We start from the raw sequence: 20785 nt of genomic DNA, 5'->3' as shown, positions 1-20785 counted from the left end.
TGGGCCGGCAGACGGGGAGTCCGGGCCGCAAACCGCCGACTCTAGGCAGCCTGTGTTGCAGAGATATGTCACGTCCCAAAAGAGTGCGGCGGCGTGGCGCCACAATCCCCCCATGGGTGAATTCGATCTGATCGCACGCTACTTCACGCGGCCCGTGCACCGCGCGGCTCTGGGCGTCGGAGACGACTGCGCGCTGCTGGTGCCGGCCGACGGCATGCAGTTGGCCGTGTCCAGCGACATGCTGGTCGAGGGCCGCCACTTCTTTGCCGACGTGGACCCCGAGGCCCTGGGGCACAAGGCGCTGGCAGTGAACCTGTCCGACCTGGCAGCCTGCGGTGCCCGGCCGCTGGCCTTCACGCTGGCGCTGGCGCTGCCGCGTGTGGACGAGCCCTGGCTGGCCGGCTTCTCACGCGGGCTGCTGGCCCTGGCCGATGCCCATGGCTGCGAGCTGGTGGGGGGCGACACCACGCAGGGCCCGCTCAACATCTGCATCACGGTGTTCGGCGAAGTGCCTGCGGGCCACGCGCTGCTGCGCAGCGGCGCGCGCGCGGGCGATGAGCTCTATGTGAGCGGCACGCTGGGCGATGCCCGGCTGGCGCTGGAGGCGCTGCTGGGCCACACCCCGCTGGCGCCCGAAGTGCTGGCCGCCGCGCGCCAGCGACTGGAACGGCCCACGCCGCGCGTGGCCCTGGGCCTGGCGCTGCGCGGCGTGGCCAGCAGCGCGATGGACGTGAGCGACGGCCTGCTGGGCGATCTGTCGCATATCCTCAAGGCATCTGGCGTGGGGGCGCGCATCGACACCTCGCTCACCGCGGCCCTGATGGCCCATGCGGGCGCCGCGGCGGGTCCTGAGCAGCTGCACCAGTGCACGCTGGCCGGTGGCGACGACTACGAACTGGCCTTCACGGCGCCACCCTCGCAGCGCGCGGCCGTGGCAGCTGCCGCACAGGCCAGTCAGACACCGGTGGCGCGCATCGGTGTGATCGAGGCAGAGCCCGGCTTGCGGCTGGTCGATGGGCAAGGCCAGCCGTTAGACAAGCGCTACGCCTCGTTCGACCACTTCGGCTGAAACTATTTTTCCGCAGCATGAATCCTTTGGCCCCAGGGCCCGCTCTTGTCAGGGAAGGCGTCCCGTGCCGGCGCCTTCTCTTTCAACCCCCAAGGAGCTTTGCCATGCTGTACCGCAAGAACATCACCCGCCCCGAAAGCCTGCTGCGCATCACCGCCGGTCTCGCCCTCCTCGTCGCCAGCCTGGGCTGGCTGGGCTTCACGCCGCTCGGCCTGGTGCTCGCCGCATCGGGGGCCACCGGCATCGTGACCGGCCTCTTCGGCTATTGCCCCGCTTGCGCCATGGTGGGCAGAAAGCCCATGGAATGAGCAGCACCACCCACGCCCTGGTCGCCCAACTGCTGCCTGCCGCACGCGCGGGCGATACCGAGGCCATGGAGCGCCTGCTGGCACTGGCGCGGCCCGACATCCGCCGCTACGCGCTGCGCCACTGCGCGGCCACCACCGCGACCGACGACGTGGTGCAGGAGGCGCTGATCATCGTCTACCGCCGCGTGGGTGCGCTGCGCGAGGTGGCGGCCTTCGGCGGCTGGGTGGTGCGCATCGTTCAGCGGCTGTGCATGCGCCCGGCGCTGGCCTGGCTCCGCGGCGAGCCGCTGGCGCAGGTGGAGGACAGCATGGCCTGGTCGCACCGTCCCGATGACGCGCTGCGCCACGACCTGGCCCTGGCCATCGACTCACTGCCGCCCAAGTACCGCGATGCCCTGCTGCTGCGCGACTTCGAGGAGCTCACCATCGAGGAGATGGCCCAGCGCCTTTCGATCACGCGCGAGGCGGCCAAGAGCCGGCTGCACCGTGCACGCAGCCTGGTGCGGGAGTACCTGGTGCCCACCCCGAAGGCCACGCAGCGCTGACAACCTGTCTCCAGGGGGCCGCGCTGAGCAATAGTTCACGCAGTGCGTCCGAGGGCCTTGCACGCAACGCAGCTGCATGGTGCACCATGCAGCGCCATGGCCTGCACCTATCTGTTCTTCCGCCCTGCACGCTTGCCGCTGTCCACCGGCGAGCTCTCGCCCGAGACCGTGCTGCCGCTGCGTGGCATCGATCACATCAAGGAATGCCTCGCACAGGTGGCACCGGACCTGGAGTGGATCGGGCCCACCTGGGGCCGCGCCACGGTGCTGGGCAATGCGCTGGAATTCCACCTGCCCGAGGACCTGTCCGAAGGCACGCTCGCCATGCGCTGCTCGCTGCGGACCGACTACACCCCCTGGGTGCAGTCGCTGTGCGACCGGCTGGGCTGGCTGGCCTTCGACGAACGCCCCATGTGCCTGCAGCCCCATGGCCCGGCCTTTCCCGCCTGAGACGCAACCCTGCGCGGCATCAGGCCTGCAGCAGCCGTGCCAGCGGGCGACGCGGCGTGGCCGGCACCTCGCCCTGCGGGTAGCCGATGCGGCACAGCATCTGCACCGTGGGGTCGTCGGCTTCCTTCGGCGCAGCCCGGCCCAGCACCAGCTGATGGGCACGCTCGTAGTGCGGCGCCATCTCGGCGAACTCCTGCAGCGCCTGGCTCATGGGGTGCATGCCCACGCCCAGCTCCGTGGCCTTGAGCTGCAGGCGCACATAGGCGCGGCCGGCCGCGACCTGGTCGGCACGGGTGTTGCCGCCGGTGAGCCAGACAAAGCCCATGGCCGTGCGGCTGTGGCCCTCGAAGCGGTCTATGGCCCCCTTATGCCCCGCGCTGCCCTGCGCCGGTGGCATGGACCGGTCGAACATGCCCAGCGCGGCAACGGCACGGATGAAGGGCGTGTTCAGCGAGATGCCGTCACGGTGGGCCAGGATCTCCGACGGGCCGACGCGCGTGAGGCGCATGCTCTCCATCATCGTGCGCGGTGTGTTGATTTCCACCTGGGCCGACTGCCAGCACAACGCGCGCAAGGCATCCAGGCGCGCGGGCTCCACCGTGCCGCCCACCTGCGGGGCACCTGGCCGGGGCGCACCTGCCAGCAAGGCCTTGAGCAGATCGGGCGCCACGGGACGGGCCAGGTCGAAATCGACCTTGGGCGTGCGGCGGCGCAGCACCTGGGTGAACAGGGCATCGGGTTCGCCGCCGGGCCGCAGCACCACGCGCGCCACGGGGCGCTCATCCCAGTCGCGCAACGGCGCCGGCAGCGGGCCTTGCGGCCACAGCGTGACCTCGCTGGCCATGCCCTGCTGGGCCAGTGCCAGCACCAGCAGCTCCAGGAAGGCGCCATGGCCGATCAGGATCTGTCGGCCCAGCGGGTCGGTCTCGGGCAGCACGCGCTCACGGTCGGTGCGCAGGGTGATCACGCCCTCTTCGCGCAGGTCCACCACCCAGGGCTGCAGGTTGTGCGGGTTGGGCGCGGTGATGGCATAGGCCACGGCACGGCGGCGCAGGTCGGTTTCGCCCACGGGACCCTGCCAGGCTTCGATGGCCTGGGCGGGATAGTGCGGGCCCGAGCTGCAGGCAGCCAAGGGGGCGATGACCGCGGCGGCGATGGTGCCACCGCCGGCGAGGCGGATGAAGGTACGGCGTTGCATGGTGGGGTTCTCCTTGCGGTTCATGCCAGGGCGGCGTGGGAAGGGGCCGGGGCCAGCAGCCCCAGGTCGTGGAGCGCGCGGCGCACCGCAGGCTCGAACGGGGTGTGCGGCTCGGCGCCGATGAGCGCGACGAGGCGCGTGTTGTCCAGGCGGTGCGGGGTGCTCCAGAGGTAGCGCACGTCGGCCAGGGCTGCATAGGTGGGCAGCACCAGGCCCGCCAGGCGCAGCAGCGGCCAAGGCAGCTGGCCCACGCGCACGGCACCGGAATGGGGCGCCCAGCCCTGCTCGGCCGCCACGGCAGAGAGCACCTGCACCCACCGCTGCGCCGTGACCTGCTGGCCTGCGAAGTGCAGCGTGTCGAAGGCGCCCAGGCGGTGGCGCGCCTGGGCTACCAGCACCAGGGCGCGGGCCAGGTCCGGCAGGTAGGCCCAGGGCCGCTGGATGTCCAGCGGGCCGGGCCAGGTGATGCGGCCCTTGGCGAGGTCCTTGGCGATGGCCAGGTCCAGCCAGCTGCCCAAGCCGCTGCCGAAGAAGTCGCCCGCACGCAGCACGATGGCCCGCAGGGTGCCATCGCGCGTGGCGGCCTGCAGGCGCTGCTCCAGCTGGATGCGCATGCGGCCCTTGAAGTCCAGTGCGGTCTGCGGCGTGTCCTCACGCAGCAACGGCGGCATGGCGCTGCCGTAGTTGTAGACGCTGCCGGGCAGCATGAGCGTGGCGCCCAGCGCGCGGGTGGCCTCGATGGCCGCATCCATGAGGCCGGGCGCCTGCGTGCGCCAGGCCTTGTGCGTGTAGGCCGGGTTCATGGCATGCACCACCACCTGGGCGCCCTGGGCATGGGCGGCCAGGGCCGGCGTGTCTTCTGCCGCAATGGCCAGCCATTGCACGCCAGGCACGGCAGGGCCGGTGGCGCCCGGGCGCACCTGGGCAAGCACCTGCCAGCCGGCCTGGGCGAACGCCTGGGCGGCGGCGAGGCCGAGGCGCCCGCGGGCGCCGAGGATGAGAACCGTGGATGCGGTATTGGCCATGCGTCGATCCTGAAACAAGGGATGGAGCGATTGTGGAAACGCGCGCGCCGTTACACAATTGGCTAACTGTCGATAGCAGCAATGCAAATTTGCATACCTCCTACCTCCCATGACGCAACGCTTTGACTGGAGCCTGGTCCAATCTTTCCTGGCCGCGCTGGACCAGGGCAGCCTGCTGGGCGCCGCACGCACGCTGAACGCGAGCCAGCCCACCATCGGCCGCCATATCGCCGAGCTGGAATCGCAGCTCGGCGTGGTGCTGTTCGAGCGCACGGGGCGCGGCCTGCTGCCCACCGAGACCGCGCTGCGGCTGGCCGAATCGGCGCGCGCGATGCAGGCCGGTGCCGACCAGTTGGCGCGCAGCGTCTCCGGCGCCGAGGCGGGTGTCAGCGGCACGGTGCGCATCACGGCCAGCCAGCCCGTGGCCTGCATGCTGCTGCCGCCCTTGCTGGCACGCATGCGGATCGAGCTGCCCGAGGTGCAGGTGGAGCTGGTGGCCAGCAACGAGGTCAGCAACCTGCTGCGCCGCGAGGCCGACATCGCCCTGCGCATGGTGCAGCCCACGCAGACCAGCCTGGTGGCCAAGCGCATCGGCAAGGTGACGCTGGGCACCTATGCCCACCGCGACTACCTGCGCCGACGGGGCACGCCGCGCCAGCCGCCCGACCTGATGCAGCACGATGTGGTCGGCAACGATCGCCAGGGCGACATTGCGCGCGGCTTCGCGGCCATGGGCTTGCCGGTGGAGCGCCAGCAGTTCGCGCTGCGCACCGATGACCTCATCGCCTACTGGCAGGTGGTGCGCAGCGGCCTGGGCATCGGCTTCGTGGCCGACTACATGGCGCGCACCGAGCCGGACCTGGTGGCCCTGCTGCCCATGCTCAAGCTGCCCGAGCTGCCCATCTGGCTCACGGTGCACCGCGAGATCCGTACCAGCCAGCGCATCCGGGCGGTGTACGATTTTCTGGCCAAGGCCGTGCCCGACGCCCTGTAACCCAAGCTTGCGCCCATGACCATGCCTTCCACCTGTCTGCGCCGGCTCACTGCCACCCTTCTCGCCTGCATGCAGGCAATCGCCATGGCAGCCGACACGGCGACCTTCGAGCCCGCCACCGGTACGCTGCGACTGCCCACGCTGCAGCTGGATGCCGGCGACCGCTACCGCGATGTGGTGGTGCGCCTGCTCGACCCGGGCCAACTGCGCGTGGAGGATCCATCCGTCGGTACGGAGCTGCAGTACATCACAGCCGGCAGCGTGCTGCGCCTGCCCCAGGTGGTGATCGGCACGGCAACCTATCCCAAGGTCAGCCTGACCCGGCCAGGGCTGGAACTGCTGGGTGTGGGCGGGCTGCTGCCGCCACCGAGCGCGGCGGACGCCAGCGTGCCGGGCGCCATCACCACGCCCTTCCCTACGCTGGAGAACATCTCGGTGGAATGGGCCTTCACGGGCGATGCCAACTGCAATGCCGTTGTCGGCGTGCGCTACCGCGCGCAGGGCAGCGGCACCTGGCTCACGGGCATGCCGCTGCGCCGCATCCACAACGAGACCTCGGGCCAGGGCCGCACCTGGCCGCTGCGCCATTCGGGCAGCATCTTCGACGTGGCGCCGGGCACCACCTACGAGATCGAACTCACGCTGACCGACCCCGATGGCGGCAGCGCCGTGCGCACCACCACGGCCACCACCCGCAGTTTGCCCGTGCCGGCCCCCGGCGCCGTGGTCAAACCCGCCACGCCGGCCACCCTGGCCAGCGTGCTGGCGGCGGCCAATGCCGGCGATATCGTGGAACTGGGGGACGGGCGCTATGCCGGCTTCACCGTGGGGCGCAGCGGCAGCGCGGGCCGGCCGCTGGTGGTCCGCGGTACGCCCGGCGCGGTGGTCGAGGGCGAGATCAGTGTCTTCAACCAGCGCCATGTGATGCTGACCGAACTCACGCTCAACGGCCGCGTGCGCTTCAACGGCACGAACGACTTCAGCATGACACGCAGCACCGTCAACGCCACGGCGGCGCTGGGCGGGCACGGCATCATCACCTTCACGCGGGCCGAGAACGCCTACATCGCCGACAACACGGTGACTGGCACGGTGGTCTGGTCCGAGGCGGCGCTGGGCGTGTCGGGCGGCAACGCGGGCGAGGGCATCCTCATCACCGGGCCGGGCCACGTGGTCATGAACAACCGCGTGGCGCGCTTTCGGGACAACATCTCGCTGCTCGAAGACGACGAGGCGGTGGACCAGTACAGCATCGACATCCTGAACAACGACATTTCCGAAGCGGCGGACGACGGCGTGGAGGCCGATTTCTGCATGCACAACTGCCGCATCCTGCGCAACCGGCTGACCAATGTGTTCATCGCGCTGTCGTCACAACCAGGCCTGGGCGGGCCCACCTACTTCGTGCGCAACGTGGTCTACAACGCGGTGCATGTGGCCTTCAAGCTGTACCGCAGCAGCTATGGCGACGTGCTGCTGCACAACACGGTGGTGAAGAACGGCGACGCGCTGGGCATCTACGCAGGCGCTACCGTAGGGCGGCTCCATGCGCGCAACAACCTGTTCATCGGCGGGCTGGGCGGAACCTACGGCGGCTACTCCAGCGGCACCGGGCGCGTGCTGTCGATTGCCGACCTGGACACCGCCAGTGCCGACCTCGATTTCGATGCCTACGGTTCCACGGCAGGCAGCTTCACCGGCCGCTTTGGCGCGACCAGCTTCGCCAGCCTGGCCGAACTGCGCGCACGCACCACGGAGCGCGCGGCCGTGCAGGTGGGCATGGATTCCTTCGCTTCGGTGCCCGCGTTCCCGGGCGCGCCGCTGACGCTCTACACGGTGCCCGACCTGCGCCTGCAGGCCGGATCGACCGCCGTCGATGCGGGCCAGCGCATTCCCAACATCAACGACGGCCACCAGGGCCGCGCACCCGACATGGGTGCCTACGAACAAGGCCAGGCCCTGCCGGTGTACGGGCCCAGGTGAGGCCGCTGGATCAGTACAGCGGTGCGATCGGCTTGACCACATACAGCATGTTGCTGTCAGCCTTGCCGTCGTACAGGTACTTCTGCTTGATGCCGCCCAGGTTGTCCGGGGCGATCACGAAGTCGGCATCGTTGATGATGGCCAGGCGGTTCGCGTCGATGACCCACATGCCTTCGAGCTTGTCGTGCGGGTACTTCTGCGAGGCGACGGCATCGTAGGCCAGGACCTTGGTGATGGGCTTGATGCCCAGCGCGGCCAGCTGTGCCCAGCCTGCGGCGTAGTTGTCGGCGGTGCCGCCGTCCTTGACCACCAGTTCCAGCGTCTTGCCGTCCACCAGCAGGCCGTTGGCCGCGTTCACCGTGAGCGAGGCGTTGGCGTTGCGCAGGGCGGCGTTGGAGCGGTCCACGTTGGTGGCCTGGCTGATGTCGATCTTGTAGATGTTCTTGCGCACCACACCGGTGTCGATGCCGTAGAACTTGGTGTCGCGCTCGACCACCAGGAAGCTGGTGGCGGACAGGGCCACGATTTCGGAGTTGGCCAGGCCGGCCGCGTCCTGGCGGTACAGGTACTGCGCCGTGGCGCCGGTCTCGATGTTGACCGTGACCAGGCGCACCAGGTTGATGCTGCCGACCGCGCTGCTGGGGTTGTACAGGTTGGACTGCATCATGCCCACGAGGGTCTTGCCATCGGGCGTGATGGTGAGGCCTTCCATGCCGCGGTTGGGCCAGCGCGTGGACAACTCGGCCGGCAGGGTGCGGCCGGCCTTGTTGCGCGGGTCGGCGGCAAAGGGGTTGATGCGCTCGATCTCCTTGCCCGTGGCGTCGAAGTGCACGATGTGCGGGCCGTACTCGTCGCTGATCCAGAACGTGCCGTCCTTCATCGCCACCAGGCCTTCGGAATCCAGGCCGCTTTCGTCGAAGCCCTTGACGCCGTCGCCATCGGGGTCCAGCGAGACGACGCTGCCGTCAAGGTTGTAAGGGGTCTCGCCCGTGCCGCCGAACTTGCTGTTGGGCAGGCCAGTGATGGGGCGGCCCTTGGGGTCCTTGAGCAGGATGGTGCTCACGAGCTCGGCCTTGCCTTCGGAGGTGAGCTTGAACAGGCCGATGCGCGGCGTGTAGTCCGGCGTGATGAAGATGATGCCCGAGGGCGTGCGGGTCGGCTCCGTGGCGGCGTTCGGGCCGCGGTCGCTCAGGCCATAAAAGTAGCCTTCCATGGTGGGGTGCGGCGTCATGGACGAACCGTAGCTGCCGTTGCGCAGCTCGGTCTTCTCGGCATTGGCCACGCGGCCCATCACCTCATAGGGCAGGCTGGTGCCGCTGGCACCGGGGTACTGGAATCCGTCGTCGGAGCCGCCGCAGGCCACCATGCCCAGGCCCAGGGCGACAATCGAGAGAGCACGCGGAACGAAATGCTTCATGGTTTTGTTGGAGTGAGAATGGAAGACCTTTCAAGGATATGAACGCTGCGTGACAATCCCATGAATGCACCAAGGTCGATGCGCGTGGCGCGCAGCGGGAAGTGCGCGCCCTTTGCGATACAACCACAGCCACCCCGCGCCGCTGCATCGGTGCTCCATCCGAACCCAGGAGGCTTTTCTTGACGCTTCTCACCGGCTCTTTCTCCAGGCTCGCCGCTGCCACCTGCGCGGGCCTGCTGCTGTACGGGCCCGGCGCCGCGCTGGCGCAGGACAACAGCCCCAGCTCACGCATCGCGCGCGTGACCGTCTACTCGGGCACCGCCACCGTGGAACGCGTGGCCAAGGTGGCTGCGGGAGCGCGCAGCTTCACGTTCACCTGCCTGCCGGCATCGCTGGACGCACAGAGCCTGCAAATCAATGCCGACGCCAGCGTGCGCGTGGGCGAATTCAATGTGCTCACCGAAGACCGTGACGTGGCCCCGGCCTGCGCCAGCCCGCTGGACGGCCGCATCCGCGAGCTGGAGGACCAGATCGCTGGCGTGAAGGCCGAAGCCGGTGCGCTGAACCTGGTGGACACTTACCTCAAGGGCGTGGCCGGCCGCGCGGCCAGCGAAGAGGCACCAGGCGCCCGCGTGCAGGGCACTACGCCCGCACAGATCACGGCCATGGCGGAGGCACTGCGCAAGTCCGGCCAGGACACGCTGGCGCGCGAACACCAGCTCAAACGCAAGCAGGAAACGCTGGAGCTTGCGCTCAAGCCCCTGGTGGCCGAACGCAACCGCGTGGCCAGCCAGCGTGCGCGCGTGGTCTCGGTCAGCATCAATCTCGCAGCCGAGCGCGAGGGTGAGCTGCGCCTGTCCTACCAGGTGCGCGGCCCGGGCTGGCAGCCGGCCTACCGTGCCACGCTGGACCCGGTGAAATCCAGCGTGCTGCTGGAGCGCCAGGCCCTGGTGGCGCAGAACAGCGGCGAGGACTGGAGCAACGTGCAGCTCATCCTCTCCACCGGCCAGCCCGGCCGCGCCACCCAGGGCCGCCTGCCGCGCCCGTGGACGCTGGATGTGGCGCCGCCACCGCCGCCCCAGGGGAGCCCTGCCCCGGTCATGGCCATGGCGGCCCCTGCCGCACCGCCTGCCCCCGCGGCACGTTCGCGCGACCTGGCAGAAGAAGCCATGCCGAGTTTCGACGTGAGCACCACCGACAAGGGCTTTGCCACCGAGTTCACCGTGCCCCAGCGCATCACCGTACCGTCGAGCGGCCAGCGCGTGACCCTGGCGCTGGGCAGCCACAGCGCGGCGGCCGCACTGCTCACGCGCACTGCCCCGGCAGTGGGAGACGCGGCCTACCTGGTGGCCGAGGTCGCCACACCGCCCGGCGTATGGCCGGCAGGCGCCGTGGGGCTGTACCGCGACGGCGCCTTCGTGGGCACCGGGCGCCTGGACTTCGGCGCGCCCAGCACCGCACCCGCGGGCAGCACCAGCCTGTCGTTCGGCAAGGACGACCTGGTCACCGTGCGCGCCGACGCGCCCCAGGACCTGACCAGCGCCACGGGCTTCACCGGCTCGCGCACCGAGCGCCGCACGCGCCGCACCTACAGCGTGGAAAACCGCCACAAGACCGGCATCACCCTGCAGGTGCTGCATGCCGCGCCGGTCTCGCGCAACGAGAAGATCGAGGTCGAATCGCGCTACCAGCCGCAGCCGGCCGAGATGGCCTTCAACCGCACGCCGGGCACGGTGGCCTGGCAGCAGCCCCTGGCGGCAGGCGCCACGGCGCAGTTCAGTGCCGAGCACACGATCCGCTACGCCAAGGACATCCAATTGCAGGAGCGGCAATGAGCCCCGCCGTGGACCCCATGTCACCGTCTTCACCGCCGCCCGCAGCGCCCCGCCGCGCCACGGCCGGCTTCATGCTCTCGCACCCGGCACACTGCATCGCGCTGGGCTTTGGTGCAGGGCTGTCGCGCATCGCTCCCGGCACCGTGGGTACGCTCTGGGCCTGGCTGGCCTTCCTGGCGCTGCAGCCGTGGCTCAGCCCCTTGCACATGGGCCTGCTGATCGCCGCCAGCACCGTGGTGGGCTGGTGGGCCTGCACGGTGGCCGCGCGCAACCTGGGCGTGGCCGACCCGGGCAGCATCGTCTGGGACGAGGTCGTGGCCTTCTGGCTGGTGCTGTGGCTGGCCATGCCCATGGGCTGGTGGGGACAGCTGGTGGCGTTTGCGCTGTTCCGCTTCTTCGATGCAGCCAAGCCCGGGCCTGTGGCCTGGGCCGACAGCCTGTTCAAGGGCTTTGGCTGGCGCGGGGGCTGGGGCATTCTGTGGGACGACTTCGTAGCGGCCTTCTGCACGCTGCTGGTGATCGCGCTGTGGAGGTTCTGGACATGAGCGACCCGGTGCACCAGGCCCGGCTGTTGGCCGACATCGCCGCCCGCCTGCTCGCACGCGGGCAGATGCTGGCCACGGCCGAAAGCTGCACGGGCGGCATGATCGCCGCGGCCTGCACCGACCTGTCGGGATCGAGCCAGTGGTTCGAACGCGGCTTCGTGAGCTATTCCAACGAGGCCAAGTCCGAGCTGCTGGGCGTGCCCCCCGCACTGATCGCGGAGCACGGCGCCGTGAGCGAGCCCGTGGCCCGCGCCATGGCCGCCGGGGCGGTGGCGCATTCGCGCGCCCGGGTCGCCGTGGCCGTCACGGGCGTGGCCGGCCCCACGGGCGGCAGCCCGGCCAAGCCGGTGGGCACGGTCTGGTTCGGCTGGGCCGTGGACGGTGCCGTGCACACCGAGCTGCAGCAGTTCCCGGGCGACCGCGCAGCCGTGCGCAGCGCCACCGTGGCGCACGCACTGCAGCGGCTGCACGCCTACCTCGGCTGAAGCGCCAGCCGGGTCGCCCAGGCGCCAGCAGGCCGGCACGGCCCCGGTGTAGCATCCTCCGCCCGGGCCCACTGCCCGCCCCGTACCTACCGGAGCCTTCATTCATGCACCCCAACGCCCAGACCCTGCAGCGCTTCTACACGGCCTTCGGCCAGCTCGACCATGCCGCCATGCAGGCCTGCTACGCGCCCGACGCGAGCTTCGACGACGAGGCCTTCTCGCTCAAGGGGCGTGAGCAGATCGGCGGCATGTGGCGCATGCTGGCCACGGCCACCAGCAAGAACGGCAGGGAGCACTGGAAGCTCGAAGCCAGCGGCATCGAGGCCGACGACAGGAGCGGGCGCGCCCACTGGGAAGCGCACTACCTCTTCAGCGCCACGGGGCGCAAGGTGCACAACATCATCGACGGCACGTTCACCTTCACGCCCGAAGGCCTGATCGCCACGCACCGCGATCGTTTCAATTTCTGGCGCTGGTCGCGCCAGGCCCTGGGTACGCCCGGCCTGCTGCTGGGCTGGTCGCCCTCGCTCAAGCGCAAGGTGCGCAGCACGGCCGCCGGCAACCTGGCGAAATTCCTGGCGCAGGAAAAGAAGTAGGCACCCTGCGCGCGGCCTCGCAGAGGGCCGTGCTCAGGTTCCAGGCACAAGCGTGCACTTGTTCACGCCACCAGCGCACACTACCCGCTCGGGGTGGGGCGCTGCACTGGTGCATCCCTAGAATCCGCGGCTTCGCATGCTGCGGGCAGGCCCTTGCGGCCGGGCGCCTGCGGCCCACTGAACCCCATCGGTCCCGAGCCCGTGCCCTGCACGGAGCCGGCCGATCCGCCTGCCGCAGTTGCCATGTCGCCTTTCACCGCCACCCAGAACCAGCTCCTGATGGAGCACCTGCGCAGCTTCCTGCAGGGCATGGCGCCCGATGCCCTGGAGCTGCTGCGTGCCCACATGGAGTGGGTGGAGATTCCCGGCGGGGGCACGCTGATGAACCAGGGCGACCCCGGCGAATCCATGTACCTCACCGTGAGCGGCCGCCTGCGCGCCTATGTGCGTGGCGACGATGGCCAGCAGCGCCGCGTGGCCGACATGGGGCGCGGTCAGGCCATCGGCGAGATCAGCCTGTTCACCGATGCGCCGCGCGCCGCCACGGTGGTCGCCGTGCGCGATTCGGTGCTGGTGCGGCTGACCAAGCCGGTCTTCAAGGAGCTGCTGGCCAGCAGCGCCCAGGTGTCGATCGCTCTCACGCGCCAGATCATCGAGCGCCTGCAGTCACGCTCGGCCAACCCGGCCATGGAACGCCCCGTGGCCATGGGCCTGCTGCCCATCAGCCCGGGCGTGGACCTGCAGGGCTTTGCCGTGAAGCTCGCGCGCCAGCTCGGTGCGCCTGGCAAGGTGCGCGTGGTGGACTCGGCCACCGTGGACCGCGAGCTGCAGGACCCCGGCATTGCCCAGCGCGAAGGGGCCGACGCCTCGGCCAACCGGCGCATCGCCATGCTGCTTGACGAGATCGAGGCACGCAACGACTTCGTGCTGTTGCTGGCCGACACCTCGCCCACGCCCTGGACGCGCCGCGTGAGCCGCCACTGCGACGAGTTGCTGCTGCTGGCCGATGCCTTGGCCGAGCCGGCCATCCACCCCATCGAGGCGCAGTGCCTGGCCCAGCGCGCGCCGCTGACCGAGGCGGCCGAGATCCTGGTGCTGCTGCACCCGGCCGACACCCGCTGCCCGCGCCACACCGAGCAGTGGCTGGCGCGCCGCACGGTGACCGACCATGTGCACGTGCGCCCGGCGCTGGAACGCGACATGGCCCGCCTGGCGCGCATCCAGAGCCGCACGGCCGTGGGCCTGGTGCTGGCCGGCGGCGGCGCGCGCGGCTTTGCGCACCTGGGCGTGTACCGTGCGCTGCTGGAGCAGGGCGTGGAGATCGACTGCGTGGGCGGCACCAGCATCGGCTCGGTGATGGCGGCCTACGTGGCCTCGGACCAGCCGCTGGAGGCCGTGATGGCCAACGCGCGCGAGGCCTTTCGCACCAACCCCACGGGCGACTTCAACCTGCTGCCCATGCTCTCGCTGATCAAGGGCCGGCGGCTGCGCCACATCCTCGGCGAGGCCGTGGACCGGCTGGTGGGCTTTCCGGCCCGGGTCGAGGACCTGTGGAAGAACTACTACTGCGTGGCCACCAACTACTCACGCGCCTGCGAGCAGGTGGTGCGCCACGGCAGCCTGGTGAAGTCGCTGCTGGCCAGCATTTCCATTCCCGGCGCGCTGCCGCCCGTGGTGCACGAGGGCGACCTGCTGTGCGATGGCGGCACGTTCAACAACTTCCCGGTGGACGTGATGCGCGGCATGCGCGGCGTGGGCACCGTGATCGGCGTGGACCTGAACTTCCGCAAGCCCCGGCGCATCGACCTGGACGAAGTGCCCACGAGCTGGGCGTTGCTGCGCGACAAGCTGCGCCCGCGTGGGAAGCGGCGCTACAGGCTGCCCTCCATGGCCAGCTACCTGATGAACGTGACCATCCTGTACAGCATGTCGCGCCAGCGCCAGTCCCAGCAACTGACCGACCTGTATTTCAACCCGCCCATGGACCGTGTGGGCATGCTGCAATGGAACCGCTTCGAGCAGATCGTGCAGCAGGGCTATGTGCACGGCCTCGATGTGCTGGGCCAGCGGGATGCCGGCGGGCAGGGAACCCAGCCGGTCGATCAGCACGGAGCTGGCCTGGTTGAGACCGATGACCTCCACCGTGCAGCCATGGTGCTGCAGCCGCTGGACCACCTTGTCGAGCGCGGCCACGGCGGTCACGTCCCAGAAGTGCGCGCCTGACACGTCGATGCGCACCGCACGGCCTTCGGCGCCCAGAGTGTCGAAGGCATCGATGAAGGCATCGGCCGAGGCGAAGAACACCTGGCCCGTGACCCGCCAGGTGCGCGTGCCGGCAGCATCGTCGCCATGCACTGCCAGCAGGTACTGCAGCCCATGCGACTGCACCAGCGGGGCGGCCACCAGGGCGACGGAGCCGGCCGCTGCCGAGACCATGGCCGGCCGGCCGCCCACGAAAGCGATCACCAGGCTGATGACGAAGGAGGCGAAAAGGCCGACCGAAGGGTCCACCCCCGCGACGAAGGAAAAAGCGATGGCCTCGGGAATCAGCGCGAAGGTGGCGACCGCGCCTGCCAGCAGCTCGCGCGCAATGCTGACCGGGGCCCATTCGGCGCGCAGGCGGGACAGGGGGAGGCGTTCATGGGACTGCGGCACGCCACAGGCGCGCACGGTCAACAACGGGATGGGAACAGGAAAGCAGGAAACGGCCCACCGCAAGCACGGCGGGCCAAAGGAAAGGGCTCAGCCGCCGCTCAGTTGGCGCCGTGGCACTTCTTGTACTTCTTGCCGCTGCCGCAGGGGCAGGGGTCGTTGCGGCCCGGTTCGGGGGCCTTGCGCAGGGTTTCCACGCGCGGGCCCAGGCTCTTCCAGACCTGGCGCAGGTCGTACACGGCCCAGATGGCCTCGCCGAAGGCTTCCACCCGGGCCTGGCTGGTGCTGGGCGGGCCGTTCTCGTCGAACATGCAGACCTCGGGCTTGCCGGTGTCGTCCTCGGTCAGGGCGACGATGCTGTCCAGCGCGTCATTGATCCACTGGGCGGCCTCCTTGTCGCGCGGCGCGGCCCAGTCCTCGGGCCAGTTTTCCACCGCAAACATGAAGCCCAGGGCCCAGATCTGGCCGAAGGACGGGATCTCCTCCTGGTCGGAGTCCATCTCGGCGCGCTGCTCCTCGGTCAGGCTGGCCACGGCACCACGCATGTCCATGGCTTCGGGCTGGTAGGTGCGCTCGTCGTCCAGGCGGTCCACCTTGGCGTCGAGCTGCTGCACGACCTCGTTCCAGCGGCGTGTCCACAGCTCCAGGAAGCGCGCCTGCTGGGCCGCGTCGGCAAAGACCGGCAGCAGGGGCAGGGGCTCGCCCTCGGCTACGTCCAGTGCGGCGCCATCGCCCAGCAGCATGGGCAGGTACTCGGCTGGCGCGATGGGGCGGCGGCTGCAGACCACGGCGGCCAGGAAACCGTCGCAGAACTCCCACTGGGGAATCTCGTCGCCACGCGAGCGCAGGTCGTCGAGAATATTGTCGATTTCCTCGAGCTCGTCAGGCCCCAGAGCGGGGGCCAGCGCAGCGGTTTCGGGATCGGTGTCGGGTTTTTCGGTGGGTTCGGTCATGGCAGAGGCTCCTTGAACGCGGCAGGAAGCACAGTTTTACTTATGATGCGCCGGTGCGCCGCGCAGGAAGAGGCCGGGGCACCGTGCGGGCGGCGGTGACAACGCCCGTGCTGAGGCGGCCAAGTGTAGCCCTGTCGCCCGCGCCCGCATAAATCCAGGACAAACACCCATGATCCACCAACTCAACTCCCTGTACCCGGTGCGCTATACGGCGTTTGCCCTGTGCGTGCTGGGCCTGCTGCTGGCGCTGTTCGCCCTGGTGGTGTTCGGCGTGGGACTGCCGCTGGTTCTGGTCCTGGGGGGACTCGTGGCGGTAGGGGTGTACGACCTGCGCCAGACGCGCCATGCCATCCTGCGCAACTATCCGGTCATCGGGCACATCCGCTTCATGCTCGAGTACGTGCGCCCCGAGGTGCGCCAGTATTTCATCGAGAGCGACAGTGAGGCCGCGCCGTTCTCTCGGGCCCAGCGCTCGCTGGTCTACCAGCGCGCCAAGGGCGAACCCGACAACCGGCCCTTCGGCACGCACCTGGACGTGGGCGCCCAGGGCTACGAATGGGTGAACCACTCCATGGCGCCCACGCAACTCACGTCACACGACTTCAGGGTGTGGATCGGCGGCAGCCCCGATTCCCCGTCGCGCTCCGTCTCGCCCTGCACCCAGCCCTACCATGCCAGCGTGTTCAACATCTCGGCCATGAGCTTTGGTGCGCTGTCGGCCAATGCGGTGCTGGCGCTCAACCAGGGGGCGAAGAAGGGTGGCTTTGCACACGATACGGGCGAGGGCTCGATCTCGCAGCACCACCGCGTGCACGGCGGCGACCTGATCTGGGAGATCGGCTCGGGCTACTTCGGCTGCCGCAACGACGACGGCAGCTTCAGCCCCGAGCGCTTTGCCGCCAATGCGCAGGACCCGCAGGTCAAGATGATCGAGCTCAAGCTCAGCCAGGGCGCCAAGCCGGGCCATGGCGGGGTGCTGCCGGGGGCCAAGGTGACACCCGAGATCGCGGCCGCGCGCGGCGTGCCCGTGGGCAAGGACTGCATTTCGCCCTCGCGCCACAGCGCCTTTTCCACCCCGGTGGAGATGATGCAGTTCATCGGCCGCCTGCGCGGGCTGTCGGGCGGCAAGCCCACGGGCTTCAAGTTCTGCCTGGGCCATCCCTGGGAATGGTTCGCCATCGTCAAGGCCATGCTGGTCACCGGCATCACACCCGACTTCATCGTGGTCGACGGGGCCGAGGGCGGCACGGGCGCCGCGCCCGTGGAATTCAGCGACCATGTGGGCGCACCGCTGCAGGAGGGCCTGCTGCTGGTGCACAACACCCTGGTGGGCGTGAACCTGCGCGAGCGCGTGCGCATCGGCTGCGCCGGCAAGGTGATCACGGCCTTCGACATCGCGCGCATGATGGCCCTGGGCGCCGACTGGTGCAACGCCGGGCGCGGCTTCATGATGGCGCTGGGTTGCATCCAGGCGCAAAGCTGCCACACCGGCCACTGCCCCACGGGCGTGACCACGCAGGACCACCAGCGCCAGCAGGCCCTGGTGGTGCCCGACAAGGCCTCGCGGGTGGCGCAGTTCCACCGCAGCACCCTGCATGCGCTGCAGGAGCTGGTGCAGGCCGCCGGCCTGCAGCACCCCCAGGACATCACGGCACACCACATCGTGCGCCGCATCAGCGATACCGAGGTGCGCCTCTTGTCCAACCTGATCACGCGCATGCAGCCCGGCGCCCTGCTGGGGCCGCTCGACGCGCAGCACAACGTGTTCCGCCTGTACTGGCCCCTGGCCAGCGCGCACAGCTTTGCGGCCAGCGAGCCGGTGCTGCAGCCGTCGGTGCCCCACCACGTGGAAGTGGCCCATGCCGTCGTGGCAGCCGCCAGCGACCTGCCCGCCAACGCCGCCGTATGACAGCGGACGCAGGCCAGGCCCCTGACATCACCCCGGACGGCAACACCATCGACTACGCAGGCTACCTGCGCCAGCAGCTCGCGCAGCAGCAGTTCAACGTGGCCAGCTACCGGCTGGGCGGCGAGCAGGTCTGGCTCAAGAAGGCCGGAGCCCCCCATGGCCCGGGCCGCTACCGCGCCATGGCGGCGCTGGCCTCGGTGCTGCGCCTGGACGTGCTGCGCCCCGTGCCCAACCGGGGCGGGAACGAGGCCATCGCCACCGAAGTGCGGCGCCTGCGCGACCTGCAGGCCCGCGGCCTGCGCGTGCCCACCGTGCTGGCGGCGCAGGACGATGGATTCCTCATGCGCCACCTGGGCCGCCCGGCGCAGCAGACACCCTCGCTGGGCAACGAGATCGACCATGCCGTATCCGCCGGTCCTGCCGCCGTGCTGGCCCTGTGGTTGCAGGGCCTGGCGGCGATTGCGCAGGTGCATGCAGCGGGCACCTGCCTGAGCCAGGCGTTTGCGCGCAACCTGGTGCGCTGCCCCGATGGTGTGGTGGGCTACATCGATTTCGAGGACGACCCGGCCGCCGTTCTGCCGCTGCCCGTGTGCCATGCGCGCGACGCGCTTTGCTACGCCCACTCCACCGCCATCTACCTGCGCCTGGTGGGCGCGCTCGACGATGCCCGCGCCCTGTGGGCGGCCTGGATCGCCGCCGGCAGCCCCGAGCTGCAGGCCGTGATGGCCCGCAGCGTCGGGCGCATGGGCTGGATGCGCCACCTGCCGCAAAACCGCAAGCTGGGCCGCGACATGCAGCGTGTGCGCGCGGCCTACGACCTGCTAGGGCCTTGAACCATGCCCGTGAGCATGGACTGCGCGCAAAGCGCGCCCGTCCTTAGCGGGCTGTAGGCATTGGCTGACAGAGGCAGACCGGCCGGCCGCCTATCGTGCTGGCGGTGCTCCCGTTTGCCTCCTTTTGCCTCTTCCCATGTCCACTTCTGCCGCCACCCTTTCAGCACCACCCGCTCCCGCATCACCGCCGCCGGCCGCAAAGAATCCCCGTCGCCGCCGCCCTCCTACCCTCTCGCTCTCGGCATGGAAACAGTTCATGAGCGTGGCCCGCCCCTACTGGATGGGCGAGAAGAAAAAAACTGCCTGGGGTTTGCTCGCGCTGCTGATCGGTCTGATGGTCTGCGAGACACAGCTAGCAGTGTTGCTGATCGACAAGACAGGCGAGATGACCTCGGCCCTGGCCGCCAAGCAGGCCGACCGCTTCTGGTCGGCCGTGCGCGCCAGCCTCGTCGTGCTGGCCTTCGCGGTGCCGGTGTACGCCTTCTACTACTACATGCGCGACGCGTTTTCCAACCACTGGCGGCGCTGGCTCACGCACCGCTTCCTGGATGGCTACCTGGGCGAGCGCAAATACTACGAGCTCGGTACCGGCAGCGACATCGACAACCCGGACCAGCGCATCAGCGAGGACATCAACACCTTCACCGGCCGGTCCACGCATTTCCTGCTGATCTTCCTGGGCTCGCTCATGCAGCTCGTGGCCTTCAGCGCGGTGCTGTGGTCCATTTCCAAGGTGCTGGTGGCCTTTCTCGCGGTGTATGCGCTGGTGGGTACCTTTGGTGCGCTGTACCTCTTCGGCGCGCCGCTGATCCGGCTCAATTTCTGGCAGATCCGGCGCGAGGCGGACTTCCGCTTCGGTCTGATGCGGCTGCGCGAGAACGCAGAGTCCATCGCCTTCTACCGCGGCGAGCCGCAGGAGCGCGCGCAGATCGACCACCGCTTCGAGGCGGCCTTCACCAACTACGCGCGGCTCATCAAGAAACAGCGTTCGCTCAACCTGTTCCAGCGCTCGTTCAGCCAGCTCACGCTGGTGCTGCCGAGCATCATCCTGGCCAATGGCGTGCTTTCGGGCGAACTCGAGGTGGGGCGTGCCATCCAGGCGGCGGGCGCCTTTGCAGCGGTGTTGGGTGCCGTGTCGCTCATCGTGGACAACTTCGAGAGCCTGAGCCGCTTCGTGGCCGGCATCGACCGCTTGCACGCGCTGTCGCAGGTGGTCCTCAAGACCCCTGCCGCGCCCACTCCCTGGGCCGAACCTGCGGCCGCGCCGCGCACCGACCGTCCGCAGGAGCCCCCTGCAGAGCCTGCGCCGCAGATCTCCTCGCGCATCGGCGAGGCCATGGCCATCGAGGGACTCACGCTCTACACGCCACAGTTCGGCCGCCTGCTGGTGCAGGACCTGTCGCTGCAACTGCAGACCGGCGATGCGCTGCTGATCACCGGGCCCAGCGGCTGCGGCAAGAGTTCCTTGCTGCGCGCGATCGCGGGCCTGTGGCGCACCGGCAGCGGTGCCGTGCAGCACCCGCCTATGGAAGAGGTGTTTTTTCTGCCGCAGCGCCCGTACATGCAGATGGGCACGCTGCGCAGCCAGATCATCTACCCCATGAACGAGACCGATCTGACGGACGAACGTCTGCTGGAGCTGTTGCAGGAAGTGCAGCTCGAATCGCTGGCCGCACGCGTGGGCGGACTCGATGCCTCGCACGACTGGGAAAAGCAGCTGTCCATCGGCGAGCAGCAGCGCCTGGCCTTTGCCCGCGTGCTGGCGCGCGCGCCACGCATCGTGATCCTGGATGAAGCCACGAGTGCGCTGGACAGCGCCAACGAGGCCGCGCTCTACGAACGCCTGCGTGCCAGCGGCACCACGCTGATCAGCATTGCCCACCGCCCCGCGGTGCTCAAGCACCACACGCATGTGCTGGAACTCAAGGGCGAGGGTGCGTGGCAGGTGCACGCAGCGGGCGATTTCAGCTTCGACCGCTGAAAGTGGG

Annotated in this window: 17 protein-coding genes and 3 pseudogenes; 14 read left to right on the top strand and 6 right to left on the bottom strand. The window is 69.6% G+C overall.

Annotated features, from left to right (window positions below):
* The first annotated feature begins 112 nt into the window (after nucleotides 1-112).
* From thiL to AC07X5_RS16130, 4 genes are all read left to right on the top strand, one after another.
* Nucleotides 113-1069: a thiamine-phosphate kinase gene (gene thiL / locus AC07X5_RS16145; RefSeq protein WP_494770996.1), complete on the top strand. Its 957-nt coding sequence runs from the start codon at nucleotides 113-115 to the stop codon at nucleotides 1067-1069.
* Between the two features lie 104 nt (nucleotides 1070-1173).
* A complete protein-coding gene (locus AC07X5_RS16140; protein WP_494770995.1) occupies nucleotides 1174-1377 on the top strand; it encodes a YgaP family membrane protein in 204 nt (67 codons plus the stop codon).
* Nucleotides 1374-1922, top strand: a complete 549-nt coding sequence (locus AC07X5_RS16135; RefSeq protein ID WP_409960226.1) for an RNA polymerase sigma factor — start codon at nucleotides 1374-1376, stop codon at nucleotides 1920-1922. Before AC07X5_RS16140 ends, AC07X5_RS16135 begins: the two co-directional genes overlap by 4 nt.
* A 96-nt stretch (nucleotides 1923-2018) precedes the next feature.
* Nucleotides 2019-2372, top strand: a complete 354-nt coding sequence (locus tag AC07X5_RS16130) for a hypothetical protein (protein WP_409960225.1) — start codon at nucleotides 2019-2021, stop codon at nucleotides 2370-2372.
* 19 nt (nucleotides 2373-2391) lie between these two features.
* Here AC07X5_RS16130 and AC07X5_RS16125 read toward each other — a convergent pair whose 3' ends face one another.
* The gene (locus AC07X5_RS16125) at nucleotides 2392-3570 is read right to left on the bottom strand and encodes an Acg family FMN-binding oxidoreductase (RefSeq protein ID WP_494770994.1); all 1179 of its coding nucleotides are present in this window, start codon (nucleotides 3568-3570) and stop codon (nucleotides 2392-2394) included.
* 20 nt (nucleotides 3571-3590) lie between these two features.
* Nucleotides 3591-4595, bottom strand: coding sequence for an NAD-dependent epimerase/dehydratase family protein (locus AC07X5_RS16120; protein WP_494770993.1), 1005 nt, complete (start codon nucleotides 4593-4595; stop codon nucleotides 3591-3593).
* A gap of 109 nt (nucleotides 4596-4704) precedes the next feature.
* Between AC07X5_RS16120 and AC07X5_RS16115 the strand changes: the two genes are divergently transcribed.
* Both AC07X5_RS16115 and AC07X5_RS16110 read left to right on the top strand, forming a co-directional pair.
* Nucleotides 4705-5589: a LysR family transcriptional regulator gene (locus AC07X5_RS16115; protein ID WP_494770992.1), complete on the top strand. Its 885-nt coding sequence runs from the start codon at nucleotides 4705-4707 to the stop codon at nucleotides 5587-5589.
* A gap of 21 nt (nucleotides 5590-5610) precedes the next feature.
* The gene (locus AC07X5_RS16110; protein ID WP_494770991.1) at nucleotides 5611-7572 is read left to right on the top strand and encodes a right-handed parallel beta-helix repeat-containing protein; all 1962 of its coding nucleotides are present in this window, start codon (nucleotides 5611-5613) and stop codon (nucleotides 7570-7572) included.
* 10 nt (nucleotides 7573-7582) lie between these two features.
* Here the strand turns inward: AC07X5_RS16110 and AC07X5_RS16105 are convergent, their stop codons facing one another.
* The gene (locus AC07X5_RS16105; RefSeq protein WP_494770990.1) at nucleotides 7583-8989 is read right to left on the bottom strand and encodes an esterase-like activity of phytase family protein; all 1407 of its coding nucleotides are present in this window, start codon (nucleotides 8987-8989) and stop codon (nucleotides 7583-7585) included.
* Between the two features lie 179 nt (nucleotides 8990-9168).
* Here AC07X5_RS16105 and AC07X5_RS16100 point away from each other — a divergent pair, with 179 nt between their 5' ends.
* From AC07X5_RS16100 to AC07X5_RS16080, 5 genes and pseudogenes are all read left to right on the top strand, one after another.
* Nucleotides 9169-10824, top strand: coding sequence for a DUF4139 domain-containing protein (locus AC07X5_RS16100; RefSeq protein WP_494770989.1), 1656 nt, complete (start codon nucleotides 9169-9171; stop codon nucleotides 10822-10824).
* The gene (locus AC07X5_RS16095) at nucleotides 10821-11369 is read left to right on the top strand and encodes a phosphatidylglycerophosphatase A family protein (protein WP_494770988.1); all 549 of its coding nucleotides are present in this window, start codon (nucleotides 10821-10823) and stop codon (nucleotides 11367-11369) included. The genes AC07X5_RS16100 and AC07X5_RS16095 overlap by 4 nt, the downstream gene beginning before the upstream one ends.
* On the top strand, nucleotides 11366-11854 hold the full coding sequence (locus AC07X5_RS16090) for a CinA family protein (protein WP_494770987.1): 489 nt from the start codon (nucleotides 11366-11368) through the stop codon (nucleotides 11852-11854). Before AC07X5_RS16095 ends, AC07X5_RS16090 begins: the two co-directional genes overlap by 4 nt.
* A 104-nt stretch (nucleotides 11855-11958) precedes the next feature.
* Nucleotides 11959-12450 carry a nuclear transport factor 2 family protein gene (locus AC07X5_RS16085; RefSeq protein WP_494770986.1) on the top strand — a complete coding sequence of 164 codons (492 nt, stop codon included), beginning with the start codon at nucleotides 11959-11961 and terminating at the stop codon, nucleotides 12448-12450.
* A gap of 243 nt (nucleotides 12451-12693) precedes the next feature.
* Nucleotides 12694-14172: pseudogene (locus AC07X5_RS16080) on the top strand (cyclic nucleotide-binding and patatin-like phospholipase domain-containing protein); the annotation flags it as partial.
* Between the two features lie 423 nt (nucleotides 14173-14595).
* Here AC07X5_RS16080 and AC07X5_RS16075 read toward each other — a convergent pair.
* The 3 genes and pseudogenes from AC07X5_RS16075 to AC07X5_RS16065 all read right to left on the bottom strand — a co-directional run.
* A pseudogene (locus AC07X5_RS16075) lies at nucleotides 14596-14712 on the bottom strand (STAS domain-containing protein); the annotation flags it as partial.
* A gap of 93 nt (nucleotides 14713-14805) precedes the next feature.
* A pseudogene (locus AC07X5_RS16070) lies at nucleotides 14806-15078 on the bottom strand (SulP family inorganic anion transporter); the annotation flags it as partial.
* A 125-nt stretch (nucleotides 15079-15203) separates the two neighbouring features.
* Complete coding sequence (locus tag AC07X5_RS16065) at nucleotides 15204-16055, bottom strand: UPF0149 family protein (protein WP_494770985.1); 852 nt, start codon at nucleotides 16053-16055, stop codon at nucleotides 15204-15206.
* A gap of 169 nt (nucleotides 16056-16224) precedes the next feature.
* On the opposite strand from AC07X5_RS16065, the gene AC07X5_RS16060 reads away from it, so the two are divergent.
* The 3 genes from AC07X5_RS16060 (at nucleotide 16225) to AC07X5_RS16050 (ending at nucleotide 20778) form a co-directional block, all read left to right on the top strand.
* Nucleotides 16225-17964 (top strand): FMN-binding glutamate synthase family protein, encoded by a 1740-nt coding sequence (locus tag AC07X5_RS16060; protein WP_494770984.1) that lies wholly within the window; start codon nucleotides 16225-16227, stop codon nucleotides 17962-17964.
* Nucleotides 17961-18797: a BUD32 family EKC/KEOPS complex subunit gene (locus AC07X5_RS16055; protein ID WP_494770983.1), complete on the top strand. Its 837-nt coding sequence runs from the start codon at nucleotides 17961-17963 to the stop codon at nucleotides 18795-18797. The genes AC07X5_RS16060 and AC07X5_RS16055 overlap by 4 nt, the downstream gene beginning before the upstream one ends.
* Before the next feature lie 256 nt (nucleotides 18798-19053).
* Nucleotides 19054-20778, top strand: a complete 1725-nt coding sequence (locus AC07X5_RS16050) for an ABC transporter ATP-binding protein/permease (RefSeq protein WP_494770982.1) — start codon at nucleotides 19054-19056, stop codon at nucleotides 20776-20778.
* The last annotated feature ends 7 nt before the right edge of the window (nucleotides 20779-20785 follow it).

This window comes from Acidovorax sp. GW458-11-26-14-TSB4 (genome assembly GCF_059423865.1).
Note: the sequence above shows the minus strand (reverse complement) of the source record. Positions and strands in the feature narration are given on the sequence as shown.

Coding starts and splice junctions, on each gene's coding strand:
- thiL (WP_494770996.1), top strand. CDS start 113: ATGGGTGAATTCGATCTGATCGCACGCTACTTCACGCGGCCCGTGCAC.
- AC07X5_RS16140 (WP_494770995.1), top strand. CDS start 1,174: ATGCTGTACCGCAAGAACATCACCCGCCCCGAAAGCCTGCTGCGCATC.
- AC07X5_RS16135 (WP_409960226.1), top strand. CDS start 1,374: ATGAGCAGCACCACCCACGCCCTGGTCGCCCAACTGCTGCCTGCCGCA.
- AC07X5_RS16130 (WP_409960225.1), top strand. CDS start 2,019: ATGGCCTGCACCTATCTGTTCTTCCGCCCTGCACGCTTGCCGCTGTCC.
- AC07X5_RS16125 (WP_494770994.1), bottom strand. CDS start 3,570: ATGCAACGCCGTACCTTCATCCGCCTCGCCGGCGGTGGCACCATCGCC.
- AC07X5_RS16120 (WP_494770993.1), bottom strand. CDS start 4,595: ATGGCCAATACCGCATCCACGGTTCTCATCCTCGGCGCCCGCGGGCGC.
- AC07X5_RS16115 (WP_494770992.1), top strand. CDS start 4,705: ATGACGCAACGCTTTGACTGGAGCCTGGTCCAATCTTTCCTGGCCGCG.
- AC07X5_RS16110 (WP_494770991.1), top strand. CDS start 5,611: ATGCCTTCCACCTGTCTGCGCCGGCTCACTGCCACCCTTCTCGCCTGC.
- AC07X5_RS16105 (WP_494770990.1), bottom strand. CDS start 8,989: ATGAAGCATTTCGTTCCGCGTGCTCTCTCGATTGTCGCCCTGGGCCTG.
- AC07X5_RS16095 (WP_494770988.1), top strand. CDS start 10,821: ATGAGCCCCGCCGTGGACCCCATGTCACCGTCTTCACCGCCGCCCGCA.
- AC07X5_RS16090 (WP_494770987.1), top strand. CDS start 11,366: ATGAGCGACCCGGTGCACCAGGCCCGGCTGTTGGCCGACATCGCCGCC.
- AC07X5_RS16085 (WP_494770986.1), top strand. CDS start 11,959: ATGCACCCCAACGCCCAGACCCTGCAGCGCTTCTACACGGCCTTCGGC.
- AC07X5_RS16065 (WP_494770985.1), bottom strand. CDS start 16,055: ATGACCGAACCCACCGAAAAACCCGACACCGATCCCGAAACCGCTGCG.
- AC07X5_RS16060 (WP_494770984.1), top strand. CDS start 16,225: ATGATCCACCAACTCAACTCCCTGTACCCGGTGCGCTATACGGCGTTT.
- AC07X5_RS16055 (WP_494770983.1), top strand. CDS start 17,961: ATGACAGCGGACGCAGGCCAGGCCCCTGACATCACCCCGGACGGCAAC.
- AC07X5_RS16050 (WP_494770982.1), top strand. CDS start 19,054: ATGAGCGTGGCCCGCCCCTACTGGATGGGCGAGAAGAAAAAAACTGCC.